Source organism: Roseovarius faecimaris, assembly GCF_009762325.1.
Lineage (GTDB): Bacteria > Pseudomonadota > Alphaproteobacteria > Rhodobacterales > Rhodobacteraceae > Roseovarius > Roseovarius faecimaris.
This window is the reverse complement of record NZ_CP034348.1, coordinates 1,910,906-1,933,465: the sequence shown is the minus strand read 5'-3', so window position 1 is coordinate 1,933,465 and position 22,560 is coordinate 1,910,906. Positions and strand designations below refer to the sequence as shown.

General features: G+C 62.2%; 20 protein-coding genes. 12 read left to right on the top strand and 8 right to left on the bottom strand.

Annotated features, from left to right (window positions below):
- The 6 genes from EI983_RS09955 to EI983_RS09930 all read right to left on the bottom strand — a co-directional run bounded on the left by EI983_RS09955 (window position 1) and on the right by EI983_RS09930 (window position 5,560).
- Window positions 1-1,311: a branched-chain amino acid ABC transporter permease gene (locus EI983_RS09955; protein WP_157707256.1), complete on the bottom strand. Its 1,311-nt coding sequence runs from the start codon at window positions 1,309-1,311 to the stop codon at window positions 1-3.
- On the bottom strand, window positions 1,308-2,318 hold the full coding sequence (locus EI983_RS09950; protein ID WP_157707255.1) for a branched-chain amino acid ABC transporter permease: 1,011 nt from the start codon (window positions 2,316-2,318) through the stop codon (window positions 1,308-1,310). Before EI983_RS09950 ends, EI983_RS09955 begins: the two co-directional genes overlap by 4 nt.
- Window positions 2,318-2,656 carry a hypothetical protein gene (locus tag EI983_RS09945; RefSeq protein ID WP_157707254.1) on the bottom strand — a complete coding sequence of 113 codons (339 nt, stop codon included), beginning with the start codon at window positions 2,654-2,656 and terminating at the stop codon, window positions 2,318-2,320. Before EI983_RS09945 ends, EI983_RS09950 begins: the two co-directional genes overlap by 1 nt.
- A gap of 2 nt (window positions 2,657-2,658) precedes the next feature.
- On the bottom strand, window positions 2,659-3,372 hold the full coding sequence (locus EI983_RS09940) for an ABC transporter ATP-binding protein (RefSeq protein ID WP_157707253.1): 714 nt from the start codon (window positions 3,370-3,372) through the stop codon (window positions 2,659-2,661).
- Window positions 3,373-3,491: 119 nt separating this feature from the next.
- Window positions 3,492-4,280, bottom strand: a complete 789-nt coding sequence (locus EI983_RS09935; RefSeq protein ID WP_157707252.1) for an ABC transporter ATP-binding protein — start codon at window positions 4,278-4,280, stop codon at window positions 3,492-3,494.
- Between the two features lie 92 nt (window positions 4,281-4,372).
- On the bottom strand, window positions 4,373-5,560 hold the full coding sequence (locus EI983_RS09930; RefSeq protein ID WP_157707251.1) for an ABC transporter substrate-binding protein: 1,188 nt from the start codon (window positions 5,558-5,560) through the stop codon (window positions 4,373-4,375).
- 189 nt (window positions 5,561-5,749) lie between these two features.
- Here EI983_RS09930 and EI983_RS09925 point away from each other — a divergent pair, with 189 nt between their 5' ends.
- On the top strand, window positions 5,750-6,847 hold the full coding sequence (locus EI983_RS09925) for a PQQ-dependent sugar dehydrogenase (RefSeq protein WP_157707250.1): 1,098 nt from the start codon (window positions 5,750-5,752) through the stop codon (window positions 6,845-6,847).
- Between the two features lie 51 nt (window positions 6,848-6,898).
- Window positions 6,899-7,330: a hypothetical protein gene (locus EI983_RS09920; protein WP_157707249.1), complete on the top strand. Its 432-nt coding sequence runs from the start codon at window positions 6,899-6,901 to the stop codon at window positions 7,328-7,330.
- A 34-nt stretch (window positions 7,331-7,364) separates the two neighbouring features.
- Here the strand turns inward: EI983_RS09920 and EI983_RS09915 are convergent, their stop codons facing one another.
- On the bottom strand, window positions 7,365-8,357 hold the full coding sequence (locus EI983_RS09915; RefSeq protein ID WP_157707248.1) for a GlxA family transcriptional regulator: 993 nt from the start codon (window positions 8,355-8,357) through the stop codon (window positions 7,365-7,367).
- A 180-nt stretch (window positions 8,358-8,537) separates the two neighbouring features.
- Between EI983_RS09915 and EI983_RS09910 the strand changes: the two genes are divergently transcribed.
- The 10 genes from EI983_RS09910 to EI983_RS09865 all read left to right on the top strand — a co-directional run bounded on the left by EI983_RS09910 (window position 8,538) and on the right by EI983_RS09865 (window position 20,016).
- Complete coding sequence (locus tag EI983_RS09910) at window positions 8,538-9,908, top strand: class II 3-deoxy-7-phosphoheptulonate synthase (RefSeq protein ID WP_157707247.1); 1,371 nt, start codon at window positions 8,538-8,540, stop codon at window positions 9,906-9,908.
- Between the two features lie 164 nt (window positions 9,909-10,072).
- Window positions 10,073-11,347, top strand: coding sequence for a flavin-containing monooxygenase (locus tag EI983_RS09905; protein ID WP_157707246.1), 1,275 nt, complete (start codon window positions 10,073-10,075; stop codon window positions 11,345-11,347).
- Between the two features lie 20 nt (window positions 11,348-11,367).
- The gene (locus tag EI983_RS09900) at window positions 11,368-11,784 is read left to right on the top strand and encodes a RidA family protein (RefSeq protein WP_157707245.1); all 417 of its coding nucleotides are present in this window, start codon (window positions 11,368-11,370) and stop codon (window positions 11,782-11,784) included.
- A gap of 58 nt (window positions 11,785-11,842) precedes the next feature.
- Window positions 11,843-12,784 carry a LysR family transcriptional regulator gene (locus EI983_RS09895; RefSeq protein WP_157707244.1) on the top strand — a complete coding sequence of 314 codons (942 nt, stop codon included), beginning with the start codon at window positions 11,843-11,845 and terminating at the stop codon, window positions 12,782-12,784.
- 71 nt (window positions 12,785-12,855) lie between these two features.
- Window positions 12,856-14,922: an oxidoreductase gene (locus EI983_RS09890; RefSeq protein WP_157707243.1), complete on the top strand. Its 2,067-nt coding sequence runs from the start codon at window positions 12,856-12,858 to the stop codon at window positions 14,920-14,922.
- Window positions 14,923-14,926: 4 nt separating this feature from the next.
- Window positions 14,927-16,075 (top strand): acetylornithine deacetylase, encoded by a 1,149-nt coding sequence (argE, locus tag EI983_RS09885; RefSeq protein ID WP_157707242.1) that lies wholly within the window; start codon window positions 14,927-14,929, stop codon window positions 16,073-16,075.
- Window positions 16,076-16,118: 43 nt separating this feature from the next.
- Window positions 16,119-17,219 (top strand): ABC transporter ATP-binding protein, encoded by a 1,101-nt coding sequence (locus EI983_RS09880; RefSeq protein ID WP_157707241.1) that lies wholly within the window; start codon window positions 16,119-16,121, stop codon window positions 17,217-17,219.
- Complete coding sequence (locus EI983_RS09875) at window positions 17,219-18,148, top strand: ABC transporter permease (protein WP_157707240.1); 930 nt, start codon at window positions 17,219-17,221, stop codon at window positions 18,146-18,148. Before EI983_RS09880 ends, EI983_RS09875 begins: the two co-directional genes overlap by 1 nt.
- Window positions 18,148-18,954 carry an ABC transporter permease gene (locus EI983_RS09870; protein ID WP_198389408.1) on the top strand — a complete coding sequence of 269 codons (807 nt, stop codon included), beginning with the start codon at window positions 18,148-18,150 and terminating at the stop codon, window positions 18,952-18,954. The genes EI983_RS09875 and EI983_RS09870 overlap by 1 nt, the downstream gene beginning before the upstream one ends.
- Window positions 18,955-18,987: 33 nt before the next feature.
- Window positions 18,988-20,016 carry an extracellular solute-binding protein gene (locus EI983_RS09865; RefSeq protein ID WP_157707238.1) on the top strand — a complete coding sequence of 343 codons (1,029 nt, stop codon included), beginning with the start codon at window positions 18,988-18,990 and terminating at the stop codon, window positions 20,014-20,016.
- A gap of 163 nt (window positions 20,017-20,179) precedes the next feature.
- On the opposite strand, the gene EI983_RS09860 is transcribed toward EI983_RS09865, so the two are convergent.
- Entirely contained in the window at window positions 20,180-22,558 is a 2,379-nt protein-coding gene (locus EI983_RS09860) for a YbcC family protein (protein WP_157707237.1), read from the bottom strand.
- Between the last annotated feature and the right edge of the window lie 2 nt (window positions 22,559-22,560).

Sequence of the window (22,560 nt, the reverse complement as noted above, 5' to 3'; positions counted from 1 at the left end):
TCAGGCCTGACGCTCGGGGATCAGCCCGCGGGGGCTGAACCGCAGCACCAACAGCAGGATAAGCCCCATCGTCAGAAGCCGCATATGCGCGGCGCTTTCCAGCAGATGCGCCTTGAGGGCCGAGCCTTCGGCCATCGGGGCCGTGATCAGTTCCATCAGCATCAGCCCGATCGGCTCCACCTGCACCCAGAAGAACCAGATGACGAAACCGCCCAGAACAGCCCCGAAATTGTTGCCCGAGCCGCCCACGATCACCATCACCCAGATCAGGAAGGTAAAGCGCAGCGGTTGATAGGAGGTGGGGATAAGCTGCCCGTCCAGCGTGGTCATCATCGCGCCTGCAATGCCGCAGACCGCTGAACCCAGGATAAAGATCTGCAAATGGCGGCGGGTGACGTCCTTGCCCATTGCCTCGGCGGCGGTCTCATTGTCGCGGATGGCCCGCATCATCCGGCCCCAGGGGCTGTTGAGCGCCAGTTGCGCCGCCACCAGGATCAGGATCAGCACACCGGCAAAGAGCAGCGAATAGCTGAGCTTGATGTAAATCCCCGAGGCTGTCACCGGGTCGAGGCCAAAGCCCGCGGCTGTTTCCACGAAGCCCGGATCGTTCTGCAGATCGACCTCGTAAGGCACGGGCCGGTCGATCCCGTTGACGTTTTTCACACCACGCGCCAGCCAGTCCTCGTTTTTCATCACCGCCAGGATGATCTCGGCAATCCCCAGCGTCGCGATGGCCAGGTAGTCCGAGCGCAACCCAAGTGCCGTCTTGCCGATGATCCACGCGGCCCCGGCGGCCAGCAGCCCACCCACGGGCCAGGCCAGCAGCACCGGCAGACCCAACCCGCCAAGATAGCCGGTCGAGGCCGGATCGACCGCCTCCACCGCCTCGACACCGGGGTCGAACACCGCACGGTAGAGGAAGAACCCGCCGATCAGGATGACCAGCACGACAACTGTGCGCAGGCGTGACTTCTCCATGTGTTTCAGCACCATGGCTGCTGCCACGATCACGGCCGCCCCGCAGAGCAGCCCTGCAATCACCTGCACACCGCCCGCGCTCCAGGCCTCATGCGTGGGCGGCATGGAGACCAGAACAGTCGCCAGCCCGCCAAGCGCCACGAACCCCATGACCCCCACATTAAAGAGCCCGGCAAAGCCCCATTGCAGGTTCACCCCCAGCGCCATGATGGCTGAAATCAGCCCCATGTTGAGAATAAGCAGCGCCGTGTTCCAGCTTTGCATCACGCCGGTCAGCACGATGAGCAACGCCACAACGGCAAATAGCAGGGTGTTTTTCAGCACAGGCGTCATACCGCTTTCCCCCTGAAGAGGCCCGTCGGGCGGAACAGAAGCACGATCAGCAGGATGACGAAGCTGACCGCGAATTTGTAATCGGTGCTCAGAAGCTGCACGAGCCCGTCGGGGGCGAGGCTTTCAGGCAGGCTGTAACTCAGCACTTTCTTCCAGGCATAGGTGATGAACACTTCCGAGAAGGCGATGATGAACCCGCCCGCGATGGCCCCCAGAGGGTTACCCAGTCCGCCCACAATGGCACTGGCGAAGATCGGCAGCAGAAGCTGGAAATAGGTGAAGGGCTTAAAGCTCTTGTCCAGCCCATAGAGCACGCCTGCCACGGTGGCGAGGGCCGCCACGATCAGCCAGGTGACCACGACCACTCGATCCGGGTTGATCCCCGACAGCAGCGCCAGATCCTCATTGTCCGAATAGGCACGCATCGACTTGCCCGTCCGGGTGCGGTTCAGAAACCAGAAGAGCAGCGCCACGACGATCACGGCGGTGACGACGGTGATCCCTTGCGTGGTCTTGATCGCCAGCCCTTCCTGCAGACCGGTCGCTTCCTTGAACCCTCGCGCGGTGATGATGAACCGCTCCCCATCGGCAAAACGCTGATCTCCGGGGCCGATGATAAAGCGCACGAGGCCATTCATGATGAACATCACCCCGATGGAGACAATGACGAGGATCACCGGCTTGGCCTTTTGCTCGCGGTAGAAGCGATAGACCGCCCGATCGGTGAAGAGCACCAGCGCCATGGTGGCGAGGATCCCGAAGGGCAGGGCCAGAAGGGCCGTGGGCAGCGGGCCAAGGCTGATCCCCCACCCCTGAAAGAGCCAGGTGAACAGGATCGTGGCCATGGTGCCAAAGGCCATCGTGTCGCCATGGGCAAAGTTTGAGAACCGTAGGATGCCATAGATCAGCGTCACCCCCAGCGCGCCAAGGGCAAGCTGGCTGCCATAGGCAATGGCCGGGATCAGCACGAAATTGGAAAGTGCTACAATCGCGTTGAGCAAGTCCATCAGAATGCCCCCTCACATATGCCCAGATAGCTCAGCACCAGCGGGCCCTGGTTCATTTGCACGCTCAGCCTTGCGGCCTCAGGGGTGGCGGACAACATGTACTCGGCTCCTCCGCCGGTGGCGAAGAGCGTGACCAGGCTCTCGCTGCGCTTGATCGCCAGGATGGTCAGATCGCCAAAGGCGGCACTCAGGGTCTTGTCCTCGGTGGACACGTCGATGTCGAAATTCGATGCCGCGCAGCCCTCGGCCTCATAGCATTCGGTGTCAAAAAGACAGTTGAACGCCTGCGCCGGGGCGGCAGAGATGAGCGCAAGACAGCAGAACCCAATCCGTATCATTCTCACCCTCCCAGAAAACTGCGCCGGACCTCGGAGTCCGCCAGCAGGTCCTTGCCCGAACCGGTATGCGCATTGCGCCCCTGCACCAGCACATAGCCCTTGTCGGCGATCTCCAGCGCCTGCCGGGCGTTCTGCTCTACCATCAGAATGGAAATGCCCGTGCGCGCCACCTCGATGATCCGGTCGAAAAGCTCATCCATCACGATGGGGCTGACCCCCGCCGTGGGCTCGTCCAGCATCAGCACGGTGGGTTTGGTCATCAGGGCCCGGCCCACCGCCACCTGTTGCCGCTGCCCGCCCGACAACTCGCCCGCCGCCTGATGCCGCTTCTCGCGCAGGATCGGAAACAGCTCATACACCTGCTCCATCGTGCCCGAGATGTCATCGGTACGGATAAACGCGCCCATCTCCAGGTTTTCCTCAACAGTCATCGAGGTGAAGATGTTATGCGTCTGCGGGACAAACCCCATGCCCTTAACCACCCGGTCCTGCGGGCTGAGCGCGGTGATGTCCTCCCCATTCAGCCGCACCGCCCCCTGCCGCACATTCAGCATGCCAAAGACTGCGCGCATGGCGGTGGACTTGCCGGCACCGTTCGGCCCGACAATCACGGCGATCTCGCCCCGGTCCACCGCAATGGTGCATTCATGCAGGATATCCGGCCCGTTGCCATAGCCGCCGGTCATGGTGTCGCCAATCAAAAACGGCTCAGACATGACGCGCCCCTTTCATTGTTCCCCAAATACTCCAGGGGGTCTGGGGGACTGGTCCCCCAGGGCCTGCGTGGCCCGAACGCAAAGCAACCGGCGTGGCGCAGCCACTCATCTGGATCACCTCACGCCCCTGCACCGACCTGATCCTTGTTCTTCAGCCCGGTGCCCAGATACGCCTCGATCACCTGTTCATTGGCCTTGATCTCGTCCAGCGTGCCGGTCGCCAGAACCTTTCCCTCGGCCATGCAGATCACAGGGTCACAGATCCGGCCGATGAAATCCATGTCATGCTCGATCACCACAAAGGTGTAGCCGCGCTCGCGGTTGAGCTGCTGGATCGCATCGGCAATCGTGTTCAGCAGCGTGCGGTTCACCCCGGCGCCCACTTCATCGAGGAAAACGATCTTGGCGTCGACCATCATCGTGCGGCCAAGCTCCAGAAGTTTTTTCTGCCCGCCCGAGACCTGGCCTGCCTGATGATCGGCCAGATGCTCGATGGTCAGAAACTCCAGCACCTCGTCGGCCTTGGCCCTCAGCGCGCGTTCTTCCTCGGCAATCCGCTTGCGGCCAAACCAGGTGTTCCACAGCCGCTCGCCCGATTGGCCGCCCGGCACCATCATCAGGTTCTCCCGGCAGGTCATCGATGAAAACTCATGTGCGATCTGGAAGGTCCGCAGAAGCCCCTTGTGAAACAGCTCATGCGGCGGCAGCCCGGTGATATCCTCACCCGCCATGGTGATCCGCCCCGAGGTGGGCGGAAGCACGCCGGCGATCACGTTGAACAATGTGGTCTTGCCCGCGCCATTGGGGCCGATCAGCCCGGTGATCGAGCCCTGGGCGATCTCCATGCTGGCGCCATCGACGGCATGAAACCCGCCAAAATGCTTGTGAACGTCGTCAATGACGATCATGCGCTATCCCCCCATGGCCCTTCGGACCTTTATTCTTGGAACAGCCCGGGCGCAAAACCCGGGCTGTTCTCTTTTGGTCACATCAGTGCGGATCAGCGATAGCCGACCGTGTCCATCATGCCGTCCTTGAAGACAATCTCGCGATAGCCACCGGCCGCATCGCCGCCGTCAAGCATTTCCACGGCCGTGGCGCCGACATAGTCGATCTCACCGCCATTCGCGAGGATCTCCAGCGCCTTGCCAAGCTCGCCCGGCATGATCTGCTCGCCCGGCGCGTTGGCCACGTCCATGATCTTGGACTTGTAGTCGCCCGGCTCGGTCGAGCCTGCGGCCTGCATGGCCAGCATGATCAGGGCGGCGGCATCATAGCTTTCGCCGGTGTAGGGGGAGGTGACGTCAAATGCGTCGCCCACCAATTCGGCGAAGGTGGTCGCGCCAGGGCTGTCCGTTCCGGGCACCTGACCGGTGGAGCCATTGATCTCGCTGCCGAAATCCTCTTCCAGCTTCGCGCCGATCATCCCGTCGGGGAAGTGGAAGCTGTCAAAGGCGCCGCTATCGAGCGAGGCGCGCACGATGCCATTGCCGCCCTGGTCGACATAGCCCGCAACAACCAGGCGATCACCGCCTGCCGCGGCCAGTGCGGCGACCTCCGCAGAATAGTCGGCCTTACCGTCTTCATGCGCCGCAGAGATGGTCACACTGCCGCCGGCTGCCTCGAACGCCGCCTGGAAGCTGTCAGCCAGACCCTTGCCATAGTCGTTGTTGGTATAGGTCACGGCAACTTCCTTGATGCCCTGTTCCATCAGAACATCGGTCATCACCACGCCCTGACGCGCATCCGACGGGGCGGTGCGGAAGAACAGGCCGTCATCCTCGGCATCCGACAGGCCGGGCGAGGTGGCGGAGGGCGAAATCATCACCATGCCATTGGCCACGGCCACGTTGCTGAGGATTGCCCCCGTTACACCGGAACAGTCCGCGCCCATGATGCCCTTGACCCCTTCGGAGGTGATCAGGCGCTCGGCGGCGGCGGTGGCGGCACCGGCGTCCACACAGGTGCTGTCGGCGCGCACCGGCATCACGGCCTTGCCGCCCAGGAGCTTGCCGCTCTCGGTGACTTCCTTCATCGCCATCTCGGCCCCATCGGCCATATGCGGCGTCAGCGACTCGATCGGGCCGGTGAAGCCCAGAATGATCCCGATCTTCACACCGTGATCATCGGCCTGCGCGGCTCCGGCCAGCAGTGCGGCAGAAGCGGTGGCAGCTAGAAATTTCTTCATCTTTGTCTCCCTGAGTTTGGATTTTGATCCTGGCGGGGAAGGTAGTGCCCGGCAGGGAAAAAGAAAAGTCAATTTCAACAGGAACATGCGGGCCGTCGCGTCATGCTGCGCGGGTGCTGAGCTGTATTGCGCTCGCGGCTCTGGGGAGTTTGGCACAAATGCCTATATTGATCGGAAAGGAGAGATGAGATGCGCCAATGGATCGTTGTCATGAGCATCGTCTTGCTGGGTCTCGGCCCGGCGGCGGCACTGGAAAGCACGGGTGGTAAGCTTCGGGTCGAGGAAATGGCGCGCGGGCTCGATACGCCCTGGGCGTTCGGCTTTCTGCCGGACGGGGCGGTTCTGATCACCGAACGCGACGGGCGGCTCTTGCGGGTGACGGACGGAACCCTGCAAGAGGTCACAGGCGTGCCGTCGGTCTTTGCCCGCGGGCAGGGCGGATTGCTGGATCTGCTGGTGCCGCGTGATTTCGCCGAGACCCGACAACTCTACTTCACATTTGCCAAACGCCAGCGCGGCGGCGCCGGCACGGCCGTGGCCACGGCCACGCTCAGCAGCGATGCGCGGCGCCTCACTGGCTGGCGCGTCCTCTGGGAGATGGAGACGGGCAGTTCCGGCGGGCGGCATTTCGGCAGCCGCATCGTTGAAGGGCGCGACGGGTATCTCTACGTGACCACCGGCGACCGTGGGGACAGACCTTCGGCGCAGGATCTGAGCCGAGAGAACGGCTCGGTCATCCGTATCGCCCGCGACGGGTCGGTCCCGCAGGACAACCCGTTCGTCAGCCAGCCCGGCGCGCAGCCCGAGATCTGGAGTTATGGCCACCGCAATCCGCAGGGTGCCGCGCTTGATTTGCAAGGGCAGCTCTGGGTCGTGGAGCATGGCGCGCGGGGCGGCGATGAGGTGAACCGGATCACGCGCGGGGCCAATTACGGCTGGCCGGTCATCTCTTACGGACGGCATTACTCGGGCGGCAAGATCGGAGAGGGCACCGCCAAACCCGGCATGGAACAGCCCGCGCATTATTGGGATCCGTCCATCGCGCCCTCGGGCATGATGGTGTATTCCGGCGCGCTCTGGCCGGACTGGCGCGGCGATATCTTTGTGGGTTCGCTCAAGTTCGACTATGTCGCGCGCCTGTCGGGCAGCCCCTTGCGCGAGGTTGAACAGTTGCAATCGGAAGACACCTTGCGGGTGCGCGATATCCGCGAAGCCCCGGACGGCACGATCTGGGTGCTTTCGGTCGGGCAGGGCGCGCTTTACCGGCTTTCACCTCTGGAACGCTGACCCGTCCCGTGCCAAGCTGGAGACAGTTTATTGGACAAGGGATGTTTGGATATGAAACTTTCGCATTGGTGTTCTGCGGTTGTCCTGGCCGTTGGGCTTGGGCTGAGCGCCTCCGGGGTGACGGCACAGGAAACCCCGGTTTTCAAAAATTATGACGATATGCGCGCACAGCTTGATGAGCTGATGATGTCGCGCCAGATCGCGGCGGTGATGAACCGTTTCGGCGGCTCCAGCGACCTGAGCGCGGAGCAGGTGGAGCAGCTTGAAGCGCGGATGCGCGACATGTTTCCGATCGATTTCAAACATGTGGACGTGATGCGCGTGGACGAGATGGGCGGCGGCTGGTCACAAGAGCTTTATGCCTACTGGACCGGGCTGAACTATGTGTTCGTGACCGTCCTGCTGCATCAGCGTGAGGACAACCTCGTGGCGCTGAACATCAAGTTCAACACCGATTTCTACAAGCTGATCGGGAGTTTCTGACGCGCGGTGCGTGTGAACACGCACCCTACGGCGGTCAGACCGACAGGCGCGTGGATTGCGCGCCGCGTTCGCGGTAGGGCGTGATATTGTACTGGCCGCGATAGCATTTCGAGAAATGCGACGGTGAGGCAAAGCCGCAGGCCAGGGCCACGTTGATCACCGTCATATCGGTTTGCATCAAGAGGTTACGCGCCTTCTGAAGCCGCAGCTCCATGTAATAGCGTTTGGGTGAGCGATTGAGATAGCGCCGGAAAAGCCGTTCGAGCTGCCGGGTGGACATGCCCACATCCTTGGCCAGGATCGACGGGCTGATCGGCTCTTCGATATTGGCCTCCATCATCTGGATGACCTGGCTGAGCTTGGGGTGGCGCACCCCGATCCGGGTGGGCACAGACAGCCGCTGGGTGTCCTGGTCGGTGCGGATCGACGAATAGATCAGCTGGTCGGCCACTGCATTGGCCAGTTTCTCGCCGTGATCGTCGGCGATAAGCTTGAGCATCAGGTCGATTGACGACGTGCCGCCCGCCGTGGTCATGCGGTTGCCGTCGATCACGAAAACCGATTTCGTGAGGTTCACCTCGTCGAACTCTTCCAGGAAACTGTCCTGGTTTTCCCAGTGGATCGTCGCGCGCTTGCCGTCGAGCAGCCCCGCCTTGGCCACGGTGTAGGCCGCGGTGCAGAGTCCGCCGACCTTGAGCCCGCGCCGCGCCTCGCGCCGCAGCCAGCTTAGCATTTTCTTGGTGGTGGCGGATTGCACGTCAATCCCGCCACAGATCATCAGGACATCGTCGCGCTTGAGTTCATCGAGGTCGATATCGACCTGGAACGCGGCCCCGGCAGAGCAGCGCACCGTATCGCCGCCTTCGCCAGCAAGCACCCACTCGTACAGCGTCTCATCGGCCATCCGGTTGGCGATGCGCAGGCATTCCACCGCAGCCGAAAAACACAGAAGGGTAAAGTTGTCGAGCAGGACAAACACAAACCGCGTCGGGGCTTTTTTGTCAGTTTTCCCAGGGGTGGTTGTCACGCGTCTTCGTCCTTGTCGAATCTTCAATTGTGGCAAGTACCAAATCGTGTCTGGCCGGAAATCGCAATGCCCCGGGGCCAAAACGACAGGATTTGCGCTGGAGATATGATAACATATATGGTCTTAGGCGGCTGGGTTTTGTAAGAAGCCCCGTCCAAAGACATGACGCGGAGAAAGACTATGAGCACTTGGCAGAAAACCGACTGGCGCAAAAAGCCCCGGATTCAGATGCCCGAATACACCGATCCTGATGCGCTGGCACAGGTCGAGGCACGGCTCGCGCAGTATCCTCCGCTGGTTTTTGCCGGTGAGGCGCGCAGGCTGAAAAAGCAACTGGGTGCGGCCTCGCGCGGGGAGGCGTTTCTGCTTCAGGGCGGCGATTGCGCCGAAAGCTTCGAGCAATTCAGCGCCGATGCCATTCGCGACACGTTCAAGGTCATGCTGCAGATGGCGATGGTGCTGACCTATGGCGCCAAGGTGCCGGTGATCAAGGTCGGCCGGATGGCGGGTCAATTCGCCAAGCCGCGCAGCGCGCCCACTGAGGTGGTCGATGGCGTGGAACTGCCGAGCTACCGCGGCGACATCATCAACGAGCTGGCCTTCACGCCCGAGGCGCGCAGTCCCGATCCGGGCAAGATGCTGCAGGCCTACACCCAGGCCGCGGCCACGCTGAACCTGCTCCGGGCGTTTTCAACGGGGGGCTATGCGGATGTGCATCAGGTGCATGCATGGACGCTGGGCTTCACGGAATCGGAAAAAGCAGAGCGCTACCGCGATTTGGCCAACCGGATCACCGACACGCTGGATTTCATGCAGGCCGCGGGCGTGACAGGCGACAGCGCCCACACGCTTCAATCGGTTGATTTCTACACCTCGCACGAGGGGCTGTTGCTGGAATATGAAGAGGCGCTGACGCGGCTCGACTCGACCTCCGGCAAGTGGCTCGCGGGGTCGGGGCACATGATCTGGATCGGGGACCGCACCCGCCAGCCCGATGGCGCGCATGTGGAGTTCGCCCGCGGGGTGCTGAACCCGATCGGGATGAAATGCGGCCCCACGACAACGGCCGACGACCTCAAAGTGTTGATGGAAAAGCTCAACCCTGAAAACGAAGCGGGCCGTCTGACCCTGATCGCGCGCTTTGGTGCGGGCAATGTTGGCGAACACCTGCCGCGCCTGATCAAGGCGGTCGAGGAAGAAGGCGCCAAGGTGGTCTGGGTTTGTGATCCGATGCATGGCAACACCATCAAATCGGCCAGCGGATATAAAACCCGGCCGTTCGAGAGTGTGCTGCGCGAGGTGCAGGACTTCTTTGGCGTTCACCGCGCCGAGGGTACGATCCCGGGCGGGGTGCATTTCGAGATGACCGGACAGGACGTGACCGAATGCACCGGCGGTATGCGCGCGGTATCGGATGAGAACCTGTCGGACCGGTATCATACCGCCTGCGATCCGCGCCTGAATGCCTCGCAATCGCTGGAACTGGCCTTTCTTGTGGCCGAGGAGCTTTCGGCGCTGCGGGCTGCCACCGCCGAGGCACAGGCGAGTTAAAGACTTGTGTGGGGTGGTGCGTGCGAGCACGCACTCTACACTTGACTTAGGCGCTGACTAAGCAAGAATGAGATAATCGCTAGTTTATCCGAAGCCCTGTTTCGGAGAGCCTGCCGCGACGGGCCATGCATTTTGCATGGCCGCTCTGCATTCCGGGGGGTGCCATGTCAGTTGAAACCACAGACACGCTTGTTGTCGGGGCAGGTCAGGCCGGGGTGGCCATGTCCGAGCATCTTGGACAGCATGGCATAGCCCATATCGTGCTGGAACGGGACCGGATCGCCGAGCGCTGGCGGAGCGGGCGCTGGGACAGCCTGGTGGCGAATGGGCCGGCCTGGCATGACCGGTTTCCCAATATGAACTATCCCGAATGCGATGGCGATGCATTCCCGCCCAAGGAACAGGTGGCGGATTACTTCGTGGAATATGCCCGGCGTATCCGCGCGCCGATCCGCACCGGGGTCGAGGTGACGCGCGTCACCCGGCTTGAAGGGCGTGCAGGCTTTCGGGTGGAAACCTCGGACGGCGTGATCGAGGCGCGCAATGTGGTGGCGGCAACCGGACCGTTTCAGAAACCGGTCATCCCGAGCATCGTGCCCGATGAGCCGGGGCTGATGCAGATCCATTCCTATGACTACCGCAACCCGGATCAGCTGCCCGACGGGGCTGTCCTGGTGGTGGGCGCGGGATCCTCGGGCGCGCAGATCGCCGATGAACTGCAGCGCGCGGGGCGCAAGGTTTACCTTTCGGTCGGGCCGCATGACCGTCCGCCGCGCATGTATCGCGGGCGCGATTTTGTCTGGTGGCTGGGAGTGCTGGGCAAATGGGAGATGCCAACCCCCACGCCGGGGACCGAACATGTGACTATCGCGGTCAGCGGCGCTTATGGCGGGATCACGATTGATTTTCGCCGCATGGCCGCCGAGGGCATGACATTGCTGGGCCGGGCCGAAAGCTATGAGAACGGTGTGCTGCGCGTCTCCGACGATCTGGCGGCGAATGTGGCCTATGGCGATGCCAACCTGAAATCGGTGCTTGACGAGGCTGATGCCTATGCAGCGCGCATGGGACTCGATTTGCCCGAAGATCCCGAAGCGCGGCGGGTCTATCCCGAGCCGGACTGCGTGCTGAACCCGATTTCCGAGATCAACCTCAGCGAGGCCGGGATCACCTCGATCATCTGGGCCACGGGGTTCGCGCTCGATTACGGCTGGCTTCAGGTGGATGCATTCGATGAGGATGGCAAACCTGCGCATAAACGCGGTGTGTCGAAGGAGCCGGGCGTTTACTTTCTTGGTCTGCCCTGGCTGTCGCGGCGCGGGTCGTCCTTCATCTGGGGAGTATGGCACGATGCCAGATACATCGCCGACCAGATCGCCATTCAGCACAATTACATGGACTATCACGCTCAGGCCGTAGCGCGGCCCGCAGACGCCTGAGCCTCAAGGAGAGCCCGATCATGGCCCATACCCGCATCCGCAAATTCAACACACGCGACACCTACCCGGAGCAGAACCTGGATAACGACCTCTGTCAGGCGGTTGTGACCCAGGGCGGCCGGATTGTCTGGTTGCGCGGACAATGCCCGCAGAACCTGGACGATGCCAAGAATATCGACAGCCACGACCCGGTCGAGCAGACCCATAAGGTGATGCAGAATATCAAGCAGTTGATTGAAGAGGCGGGCGGTGAGATGGCTCATCTGGTCAAGGTGGTGGTCTATATCACCGATGTGCGCCACCGCGAGGCGGTCTATCGGACGATGGGCGAGTATATCAAGGGCGTGCATCCGGTTTCCACGGGGCTTGTCGTGCAGGCGCTGGCGCGGCCTGACTGGCTGGTGGAGATCGACGGAACAGCGGTCATTCCAGATTAAGAATGGCGCATAATACACTGAAAATAATACACCAATGCAGTGTTGCGAGACGCTACTGATGCCGTTGCGTTTCACCCTGCGACAGCTGGAATACTTCGTCGCCGTGGGCGAGGCGGGCTCGATCGCGCTTGCCTCGGAGAGGGTGAATGTCTCGTCTCCTTCGATATCCGCGGCCCTGTCTCAGTTGGAGAATGAATTCGGCCTGCAGCTTTTTGTGCGCAGGCACGCCCATGGTCTGTCGCTTACCCAGGCGGGCAAGCAATTCATGGCGCAGGCCAGGACGGTTCTGGATGAAGCCCAGCGGCTCAAGCGACTGGCCGGCGATATTTCCGGGCAGGTCCAGGGGCCGCTGGCCGTCGGGTGTCTTGTGACCTTTGCGCAGATCGTGGTGCCTGGGCTCAGGCGGGAGTTCGAGGCCGCGCATCCCCGGGTGCAGATCCGCCAGGCCGAACTTGATCAGTCGAAACTGATTGAACAGCTTCGCCTCGCAGAGATCGACGTGGCGCTGACATATGACCTGCAAATCCCAACCGATCTCAGCTTCATCCCGCTGGCCGAACTGCCACCCTATGCCCTGTTCGGCGAGGATCATCCGCTGGCGCGGCAAAAAAGCGTATCTATTCAGGAGCTTGCGGAGTACCCGATGGTGCTTCTGGATCTGCCGCTCAGCTCGGAATATTTCCGCTCGCTGTTCTCCGAATGTGGGCGCGTGCCCAAGATCAGCGAACGGACCCAGGACATGGCGGTGATGCGGGGCCTTGTGGCCAATGGATTTGGCTATTCCATCGCCAATATCCGCCCGATGTCCGACCGCGCGCCCGATGGGCGCAAGCTGTGCTATGTGCCGCTGTCGGGGGTGTCCCGGCCGCTGCGCCTGGGATTGCTGATTGCGGATGGCGCGGCGCAGGTCCTCACCGTCAAAGCCTTTATCGCGCATAGCCAGGCAGCGATCAGCAGTCACAGCATACCCGGGCTGAACATGGCGGCCCGGCAAGAATAACCAAGCATGTCTTTCCAGCCGGGGCACGCTCTGACAGTCTGGAGCCATGAGACAGAAGGAGGAACGGCACCATGCGCGACGCGCGCTATGACATTCTGTTCGACGAGGTGGCGATCGGGCCGCTCAAGGCGAAGAACCGCTTTTATCAGGTGCCGCATTGCAATGGCGGGGGGTATCGCGATCCTTCGGCCGCCGCCGCGATGCGCGGGATCAAGGCCGAGGGCGGCTGGGGTGTGGTGTTCACCGAGCAGTGCGAGATGCATCACACCTCCGAGATCACCCCGTTCATCGAGCTGCGCCTGTGGGAGGACAAGGACATTCCCGGCCTGCGCCGCATGTCGGAGAAGATGAAGGAACATGGCGCGCTGGCGGGCATTCAACTGGCCTATTCCGGGGTCAACGGCCCGAATTTCTATACCCGCGAGGTGCCGCTTGCGGTTTCTGCTCTGCCTATTCGCACCTTCACCAATGATCCGGTGCAGGCGCGCGCGCTCAGCAAATCGGAAATTGCCGATCTGCGCCGCTGGTTCGTCAATGCCGCCAGACGCTCCAAGGCGGCGGGGTTCGACCTCATCTGCCTTTACGGGGCGCATGGGTTCGGAATTTTTCAGCACTTCCTGAGCCGCGCCACCAACCAGCGCACGGATGAATATGGCGGCAGCCTGGAAAACCGCAGCCGCTTTGCGCAGGAGGTGGTGGCCGATATCCGCGACGCGGTGGGCGATACGATGGCCATCACCATGCGCGTGAGCTTGGATGAGACCATCGGCGATCTGGGCTTTTCCAATACCGAGTTGCGCGATTTCGTCGAGATGAACCGAAACCTGCCCGACCTCTGGGATCTGGCGCATGGCACATGGGAGGATTGCTCTGGTCCCAGCCGCTTCAAGGAGGAGGCCGCACAGGAAGAGCTTGTCCGCGGCATCAAGGAACTGAGCGACAAGCCCGTGGTGGGTGTCGGCCGTTTCACCAGCCCGGATGTCATGGTGAAGATGGTCAAATCCGGCACGCTCGATTTCATCGGCTGTGCCCGCCCGTCGATTGCCGATCCGTTCCTGCCCAAGAAGATCGAAGAGGGGCGCATAGAGGATATTCGCGAATGTATCGGCTGCAATATCTGCATCACCGGCGACATGACGATGAGCCTCAGCCGCTGCACCCAGAACCCCACCTTCATGGAGGAATGGCGCAAGGGTTGGCACCCGGAGATCATGAATCCGAAAGGCGAGAGCCGGAACGTGCTAGTGGTGGGCTCCGGTCCTGCGGGGCTGGAGGCCGCCTGGGCGCTGTGTCGGCGCGGTTATGACGTGGCTGTGGCCGAGGCGCGCGATGTGATCGGCGGGCGCGTGACGCGGGAACGGGCGCTGCCGGGGCTGAATGCCTGGGGCAGGGTGGTCGATTATCGCGAGTATCAGCTCAGCCAGCGGCCCAATGTAGAGATCTACCGCGAGAGCGCGCTGGACGCGGCCAGCATCCTTGAGTTCGGTTTCGAGCATGTGGCCCTTGCCACCGGCGCGGTCTGGCGGCGCGATGGCGTAGCGCGGCAACATGTGGTGCCGATGCCGATCGACGATGCCGCACAGGTGTTTACGCCCGATGACCTGATGGATGGGATCGTGCCCACGGGCCATGTCGTCCTCTATGACGACGATCATTATTACATGGGTGGCGTGCTGGCCGAACTGTTGGTGAGCAAGGGGGCTGACGTGACCCTGATCACCCCGTCGGCCTATGTCAGCGACTGGACACAAAACACGCTGGAACAGGCCAGTATTCATGCGCGACTGGCCGAAATGGGGGTTGAGATCGTTCTCAATCGCGGGGTGACGCGGATCGGCGCGGATCATGTGGTTAGCGATTGCGTTTTCACAGGACAGACGCGGGACGTGCCCTGCGATGCGGTGGTGATGGTGGCCTCGAAACTGGGCAATGACGCGATTTACTCCGATCTTCTGGCGCGTGAGGCCGACTGGGCCGATGCCGGGATCAGATCGGTGAAGCTTTTTGGCGATGCCGAGGCCGCCGGGCCGATTGCCTGGGCCACCTATGCCGGGCATCGGTATGCGCGCGAACTGGATGGGGAGCCATTGGGCGACGCGCTTCCGTTCCGCCGCGAAGTCACCGGGTTGGCGGATTAAGAAGATGGCGCAAACACTTGATATACTGGATAAACTGGTTGCCTTCGACACGGTGAGCGCCAATAGCAACCTGGGCATCATCGCCTATATCGAGGAGTTTTTACGCGCCCGTGGATTTGCGGTGCATCGCGTCCCCGATGACAGCGGTGAAAAGGCCGGGCTTTTTGCATCCATCGGCCCTGAGGGCGCGGGGCTTATGCTGTCGGCGCATACGGATGTGGTGCCGGTCGCCGGGCAGGACTGGAGCCGTGACCCGTTCTGCCTGACGGCGGAGGGTGACAAACTCTTTGGGCGGGGTACGACCGATATGAAGGGGTGTCTGGCGGCCATGTTGCGGGCTGCGGACCGGGCCTCGGTGGCAGAGTTGCGTGAGCCGCTCAAACTGGCGATCTCCTATGATGAGGAGGTGGGATGCCTCGGGATTCGCGACATGATCGACCAACTGGCCCCCAGTATCGGCCTGCCGCGCGCCGCGCTGGTGGGGGAGCCGACCGAAATGCAGGTGGCGATCGGCCACAAGGGCAAGGCTGGTTTGCGCGCGATCTGTACCGGGCAGAACGGGCATTCGGCCCTGGCCCCCAATTTTGTCAACGCGCTGCATCTGGCTGCGGATTTTGTAAGCGAAATGAGGGTATTACAAGACGAACTTGCAGCGCATGGCGCGCGGGATGAGGCCTATACGGTCCCGTATTCAACCGTGCATGTGGGCAAGCTTGCCGGGGGCGAGGCGCTCAATATCGTGCCCGACCGAGCCGAGATAACCTTTGAATACCGGCATCTTGCGGAGGATGACCCAGGCGACCTGCGCGCCCGTATGGAGGCCGCCGCCAACCGTGTCGCCGCGCGCTACACGCCCCGCTTTGACGGCGCGCGGATCGAGATCAGCGAATACATGTCCTATCCCGGTCTGAGCCTTCCGGGCGGTGCCCCCGTCATTGGCCTCGCGCAACGGCTGGCCCAGACCAACGGGACGACCAAGGTCGCTTTCGGGACCGAGGCGGGGTATTTCGACGCGCTTGGCGTGCCCACCGTGGTTTGCGGCCCGGGCAGCATGGAGGGGCAGGGGCACAAGCCCGACGAATACATCACCCGATCTCAACTGGCCGCGTGCGACGCGATGATGGATCGGGTGATCAAGGAGATCAGCGCATGACAGGCCGACACGCCCCGCGTAGGCTACCCCACAAAACGAAGGAATGAAGGTTTTGCCGGATCAGACGAGAATTGCCGTTGATGTGCGCGATGCGGTCAAGCGCTATGGTGACTTCACGGCGCTGCAAAAAATCTCATTGTCGATCTATGACAATGAATTCTTTACCCTTTTGGGGCCATCCGGATGCGGCAAGACCACGCTCTTGCGGATGATCGCGGGTTTTGAGGACGTCACCGAAGGCGCGATCTTCCTCTTTGATGACGAGATCGAGCGTCTGCCGCCCAACAAGCGCCCGGTCAACACCGTGTTTCAGAACTACGCGCTCTTTCCGCATATGACGGTGCTCGACAATGTGGCCTTCGGGCTGGAAATGCTGGGCAAATCCAGGTCCGAGGCGCAGCGCAAGGCGGGTGAGATGCTGGAACTGGTGCAGCTGACGCAATTTGCCGCGCGCAAGCCCGCGCAGCTTTCCGGCGGGCAGCAGCAACGGGTGGCACTCGCCCGCGCGCTGGCCCCACAGCCCAAGGTGCTGTTGCTGGACGAGCCGCTTTCTGCGCTGGATCTGAAGTTGCGCCAGGCGATGCGTTATGAGTTGAAGGAGATCCAGCGCGAGACCGGGATCACCTTCATCTTTGTCACCCACGATCAGGAAGAAGCGCTGACCATGTCCGACCGGATCGCTGTCATGTCGGCGGGCGAGTTGCAGCAGCTCGGGCAGGCCAAGGAGATTTATGAGCAGCCGCGCAACATGTTTGTGGCCGATTTCATTGGCGAGACGAACCTGCTCGAAGTCTCGGTGGACAAGATCGAAAGCGGGCGCGCCATTTGTCACCTCGGCGGCGGGCATGAGCTGACTTGTGACGCGGTGGACGAGGTGGGCGTCGGCGCCAGGGTGCATATGTCGATCCGCCCCGAGCGGCTGTTCCTGTCGGAGCAACCCAAGGAAAGCGAAAGCCTCAAGAGCCGCATCCGAGACAATATCTTTGTGGGCACCGATATTCAGACCATTGTTGACCTCGATGATGGTCCGCGGATGATCGTGCGCACCTCCAATTCCGAACGCGGCGCGAAACGGATTTTCGACAAAGGTGCCGAAGCTTATGTGAATATGGAGCGGGGGGCCGCCCGCCTCCTGGTGGACTGATGGCAGCGGGCGCGGCCAGCGGGGGCTCCACCCGGTCCGACACCTACAAGGAGGCGCGCACGTTCCTGTTGATGCCCGCCTGGCTGGTGCTGGCCTTCTTCGTGCTGGCCCCGATCTGTATCATGCTGGTCTATTCCTTTCTGACCAAGGAATTCCGCGGCGGGGTGATCTGGGAGTTCAGCCTGGGCGCATATGATCAGTTCTTCTGCAACCGTGGCCTTTTTGGCGATGAGCCCTGTCAGGTCGAATGGACCTATATCGGGATTTTCTGGCGCTCGATCTGGCAGGCGGCGGCGGCGACGCTGCTGAGTCTGCTCATCGGCTTTCCGACCGCCTATTTCATTGCCACGCGGCCCGAGCGTGTGCGCCCGCTCTGGGTCTTTCTGATCACCATTCCCTATTGGGTTAACCTGCTCATTCGTACGGTCAGCATGAAGTTCATGATCCGCGATCAGGGGCCGCTGAACGATTTCCTGCTCTGGACGGGGATCATTGATGACCCGCTGCGCATCGTGAACACCAATTTCGCGGTGCAGCTGGGGCTTTTCTACTCGTACCTGCCGTTCATGGTGCTGCCGATTTATGCCGCGGTGGAGCGCTATAACTTCGCGCTCTCCGAGGCGGCGGCGGATCTTTATGCCTCCAAATGGGTCACGCTGCGGCGCATTCTTCTTCCGGCGGTCAAACCGGGGGTGATCGCGGGCTGCATCCTGGTCTTTGTGCCCTCGCTGGGGTCGTTTCTGGCGCCGGACCTTCTGGGCGGCGCGAAGAATTTCATGATCGGCTCGCTTATCGAAGAGCAGTTCAAGGGCAACGCGGGCAACTGGCCCTTCGGGGCGGCGGCCTCGATGATCCTGCTGACCTTGGTGCTGATCATCCTTCTGATTTTCGCCCGGCAACAGGGCAAGGCCGAGAAGGAGGGCGGGTGATGGCGCGGAAATATTCGATCAAGCACCTGCCGGGGTTCCTGCCGATCACCATCCTGTGCCTCGTGGTGCTTTATGCGCCACTGTTGGTGGTCACGGTTTATTCCTTCAATGACAGCAATTCGATCACGATCTGGGAAGGGGTCAGCCTGCGCTGGTATGCGGACGTGTTCACCGGGCCGGAAAGTGCCAAGTTCAAAGAGGCGGCCTGGAACAGCTTCACTATCGCGATCATCGCCGCCACCTGCGCCACGACGATTGCCACGCTCGCGGCGACCGGCATGATCCGGGGCGGGCGGTTTCGCCTGCGCACGGTCAGCTTCGGCCTGATCAGCCTGCCGCTCATGGTGCCCGAGATCGTCACCGCCGTGGCGACGCTGATCTTTTTCAACTCGATTGGCTTCACCCGGGGGTACATGACCATTTTGCTGGCGCATATCGCCTTCTGCATCCCCTTTGCCTATATGCCCATCGCCGCGCGGATGAGCGGGATCGAAGACAGTTACGAGCAGGCGGCGCTCGATCTTTACGCGTCGAAGTATCAGGCCTTCACCAAGATCCTGCTGCCGCTGATGATGCCGGGGATCATTTCGGGCTTTCTTCTGGCCTTCATCATCAGTCTGGATGACTTCATCATCACCAATTTCGTCAAGGGGGCCGGGGTCGAAACCCTGCCCACCGCCATCTTCGGTGCCGTCAAACAGGGCATCAAGCCCAATATCATGGCGATTTCCACCATGCTGCTGGCGGTGTCGATCCTGATGGTGACAATCTCGTATTTCGTGAGCAAAACGGATAATACCAAGTAACCACTCAAGAAAACCAACAAGGGAGACACCTCTATGAAACGACTTCTGACAACGAGTGCCATGGCTTTGAGCCTGATGGCGGGGGCAGCGATGGCCGAGGGCAAGCTGGTGATCTATCACTGGTTCGAATACATCCCGCAGGAGCTTCTGGACAAGTTCTCGGAGGAGTATGGCGTCGAGGTGACGATGGACACCTATGACAGCAACGAGGCGCTGCTGGCCTCGCTCAAGGCCGGGGCCATCGGCACCTATGACGTGGCCGTGCCGGGCGATTACATGGTCAAGATCATGGCGGGTGAGGGCCTGCTGGATGAGATCGGCGAGGGCGAGCTTCAGAATATGGGCAATATCGCCCCGGAATGGGCCGATCCCGCGTTTGATCCCGGCCGGAAACATTCGATCCCCTATCAGTGGGGCTCGACCTCGTTCATGGTCAACCGTGATGTCTATCAGGGCGAGATCAACACCACCGACATCATCTTCAACCCGCCTGAAGAGCTGAAGGGCAAGATCAACGTGCTCGACACGCCGGGTGAGACGCTGACCCTGGCGTCGATGCATCTGGGCATCCCGCAATGCAGCACCGACCGCGATCAGCTCAAGGCGCTCAACGATCTGGTGCAGGGGGCCAAGGGCGACTGGGCCTCGTTCAACTCGGATACCGCCAAGGAAGTGCTGGTGTCCGGGGATGCGGCTGCGGGCATGATCTGGAACGGCTTTGGCGCCAAGGCGCGTGAGGAAGGCGCGAATGTGGAATATGCCTATCCCGAGCAGGGCCTGATCGTGTGGATGGACAATGTCGTTCTGCTGAAAGATGCGCCCAACCGTGAGAACGCGCTGAAATTCATGGACTTCCTGCTGGAGCCCGAGAATGCGGCGGCGGTGACCAACTATGCGCGCTACACGGCAGGGGTGACCGGGGTGGAGCCGCATCTGGATGAGGCATTGACCACCATGCCCGAACAAAATCCGCCCGCAGGCACCAAGACGGCTTTTGTCGAGGTCTGCGATGCGGAAACGCAAGCGGTCTATGACCAGATCTGGACCAATCTGAAGAAGTGAGTCCTATGCGGGGCCGTTCACCTGAGAATGGCCCCGCACTGCCGCCAGGCCGCCGGTCGCGCGGATCAGCCAGTGCCTCTGCTGACGCCCTGATCTGACACGCAAAAGGCGACGCATGCGCCGCCCTTTGAAGGGCCGATATTCGGCCGGTTTCATTGCAGCCTTATGCGGCCGGGCCTTCCCCAATATCGGTCCATTGCAACCCGGGCCGATACCGCGCATCGACCTTGCCCTCTTTCAGCGTGAAGAGATGCAGCCAGCCATTGTCAAAGAGGTCGCGGACCTCGGGATGACGCTCAAGCACGTCGATGATCGCGTCGCGCGGCGCTTCGATCATCACCGAGAGCCGAAGCGGGTCGTGCATCAGCCGTTCACCATCATGCACCGCCTGCCAGGGCAGGCCCGGTCTCAGCCGACCGGAATTGCCCTCGATCACGCCGATGCCGCCGACCACGTTGTGAATGAGCTTGTTGCCGCCCCCGAACACATCCGGCATCACCGAGGAGCCGTAATATTGCAGGCTGATCCAGCTTGCCACCACAACCGGCGCTGTGATGATCAGCTCCAGCGTGCCAAAGCCCTCATCCGCGCTCCAGTCATAGCTGTGCAGGAAGGCCCGCCCTCCGAGGTCTTTTCCGGCCGTGGCCGCGCGCGGTGCGGCGATAAAGGCAGCACAGCCTGCCAGCCCCCATTCCGGGCGCACTTCGGCCCAGTTCACCGCGCGGTGCGCGACCGTTGCCGGGGTCGCTCCGGGCAGGGCCGGGGCCCGCTCGGCACGCGCAATCTTGCCCGCCTGCGCCAGCCAGCGTTCCATCCGGCGGATATCGCCCAACCGGGCAACCGGCAGACCGTCGTCATAGATCGTGATTTCGTCCGTCGTCGTGTCATGCAAACCGGCGACAAAGATCGTGTCATCCGGCACCGTGATCCCGTGGCCGACAAGGCCGGTCCGGGTTTCGGGGTCGTTGAGCAGACCGGCCAGCAACCGCGCGGATACCTCTCCGGTGTAACCGCCGCAGGCGCCGCAGTGATACGCGCTTTCGTGCGGGTTGTTCGTCACCTGCCCGCCATGCCCCAAAAGCAGGACGATCTCGCCATGTCCCCTGGTCAGGCTCATCGCGCCCAGAACAGCCGCTGCCGTTTCGGTCTTGGCTTTGGCATCCAGACCACCGATCACCTGTGGCGCAGGGTCGGGCTTCGCCGCCTTGCGCCCCTGACCCAGGGCGTCTTTGACAAGTTTTCCGGCATAGAGCGGTCCGGCCGCTTCGACAAAGGCAAAGGACGACACCGCCGCCTGACGGAACCGCCCCCAGGCCCGTGAGGCGCGCGCTGCAATCCGTGTGTCCTGCTCGTCTTTGGGGTCTGCGTGGCTCGTGGTCTCGACGCCCGGGGTCAGCAGCACCGGCAGATGTGCTTCGACCACATCCGACCCCTTTGCCTTATGGGCCAGGGGCAGGCCGAAGAACCCTGCAAAGCCGATCGTCTCGATCGACGGGTCGACACTTTCCAGTGCCCGCCGGAACACCTCGGAGCGCACGTCGATGCAGAACGCCGCCTGCAGGGCGGGCCGGTCCGTGGTGTTGGCCCCCCCGTCGAGCCCCGCAAGAAGCTGGCGCTGATGCGCGCGCTCTGCCGCCTCCTGCAGGATCGCAAGGGCCACATCTTCGGGTGTCGCGGTCACCGGTGCGCCATGGGCCGCCACGGTTCCGGCCCATTTTTCCGAGATTTCCGGCACATGACTCAGAAGCGCCTCTTCCCAGATCAGCCGGATGGCCAGAAGGTCGGCCAGTGTCCGGTCCGCCCCGCCGGCCAGTTCGGCATTCCACAGAAGCCAGCGCGCGTGCTGCGACCAGCCCCCAAGATCCATGTAAAGGCGATGGAACGCCGTTTCGGCGGCGGCATCATCAAGGCCGAGCGCCTCTGCCGCGCGGAAAATCGCGCGATCCGCTGTGTCCGGCGCAGAGGCCACATGCGCGCAGAACCCGCTCAGCCCGGCAATCTCGGGCGTCAGGTCATGGGTCGCCCAGGCCCGCCATGCGGCAAAGCTGTCCGGCACCGGCGCCGGAGACCAGAGCGCCTGTCCCCGGTCGAACTGTCCTGCGGCCCAAAGGCCGATGGTTTTTTCGATGATCGAGGGCCAGTCCACACCGGTTTCAGCGGCGGCAAGGTCCGCCACGGTCGGCAGGGCGGTCGGGGTGCCGGGCTCTGCCTCGGTCGCTATCGCCTTCAGTGCCTTCAGATCCTGCGGTTTGAGTGGGGAGCTTGCCGCATCCAGCGCCGCCTGGAGATCCGCATCGCTGAGGCGTCCTTCTGCGATCATTGCGGCATAAGCCGCGGCGGGTTGTGTCGCCTGCGAGCCCGCGACGCGCCGAAGCCGCGCCGAGGCGGTTGCGAGGTCTTCGCCGGTCTGCCCGAGAAACGGATTCACGGCAACGGTTGCCTCAAGCGGAAAAGCGGGTGGGATGCGCCGCGCGGCATCTTCGGCAGCTTTCAGGACCGCGGACATCAGTGACGGGGCGATTTGCGAATGTTTCAGAAACATGA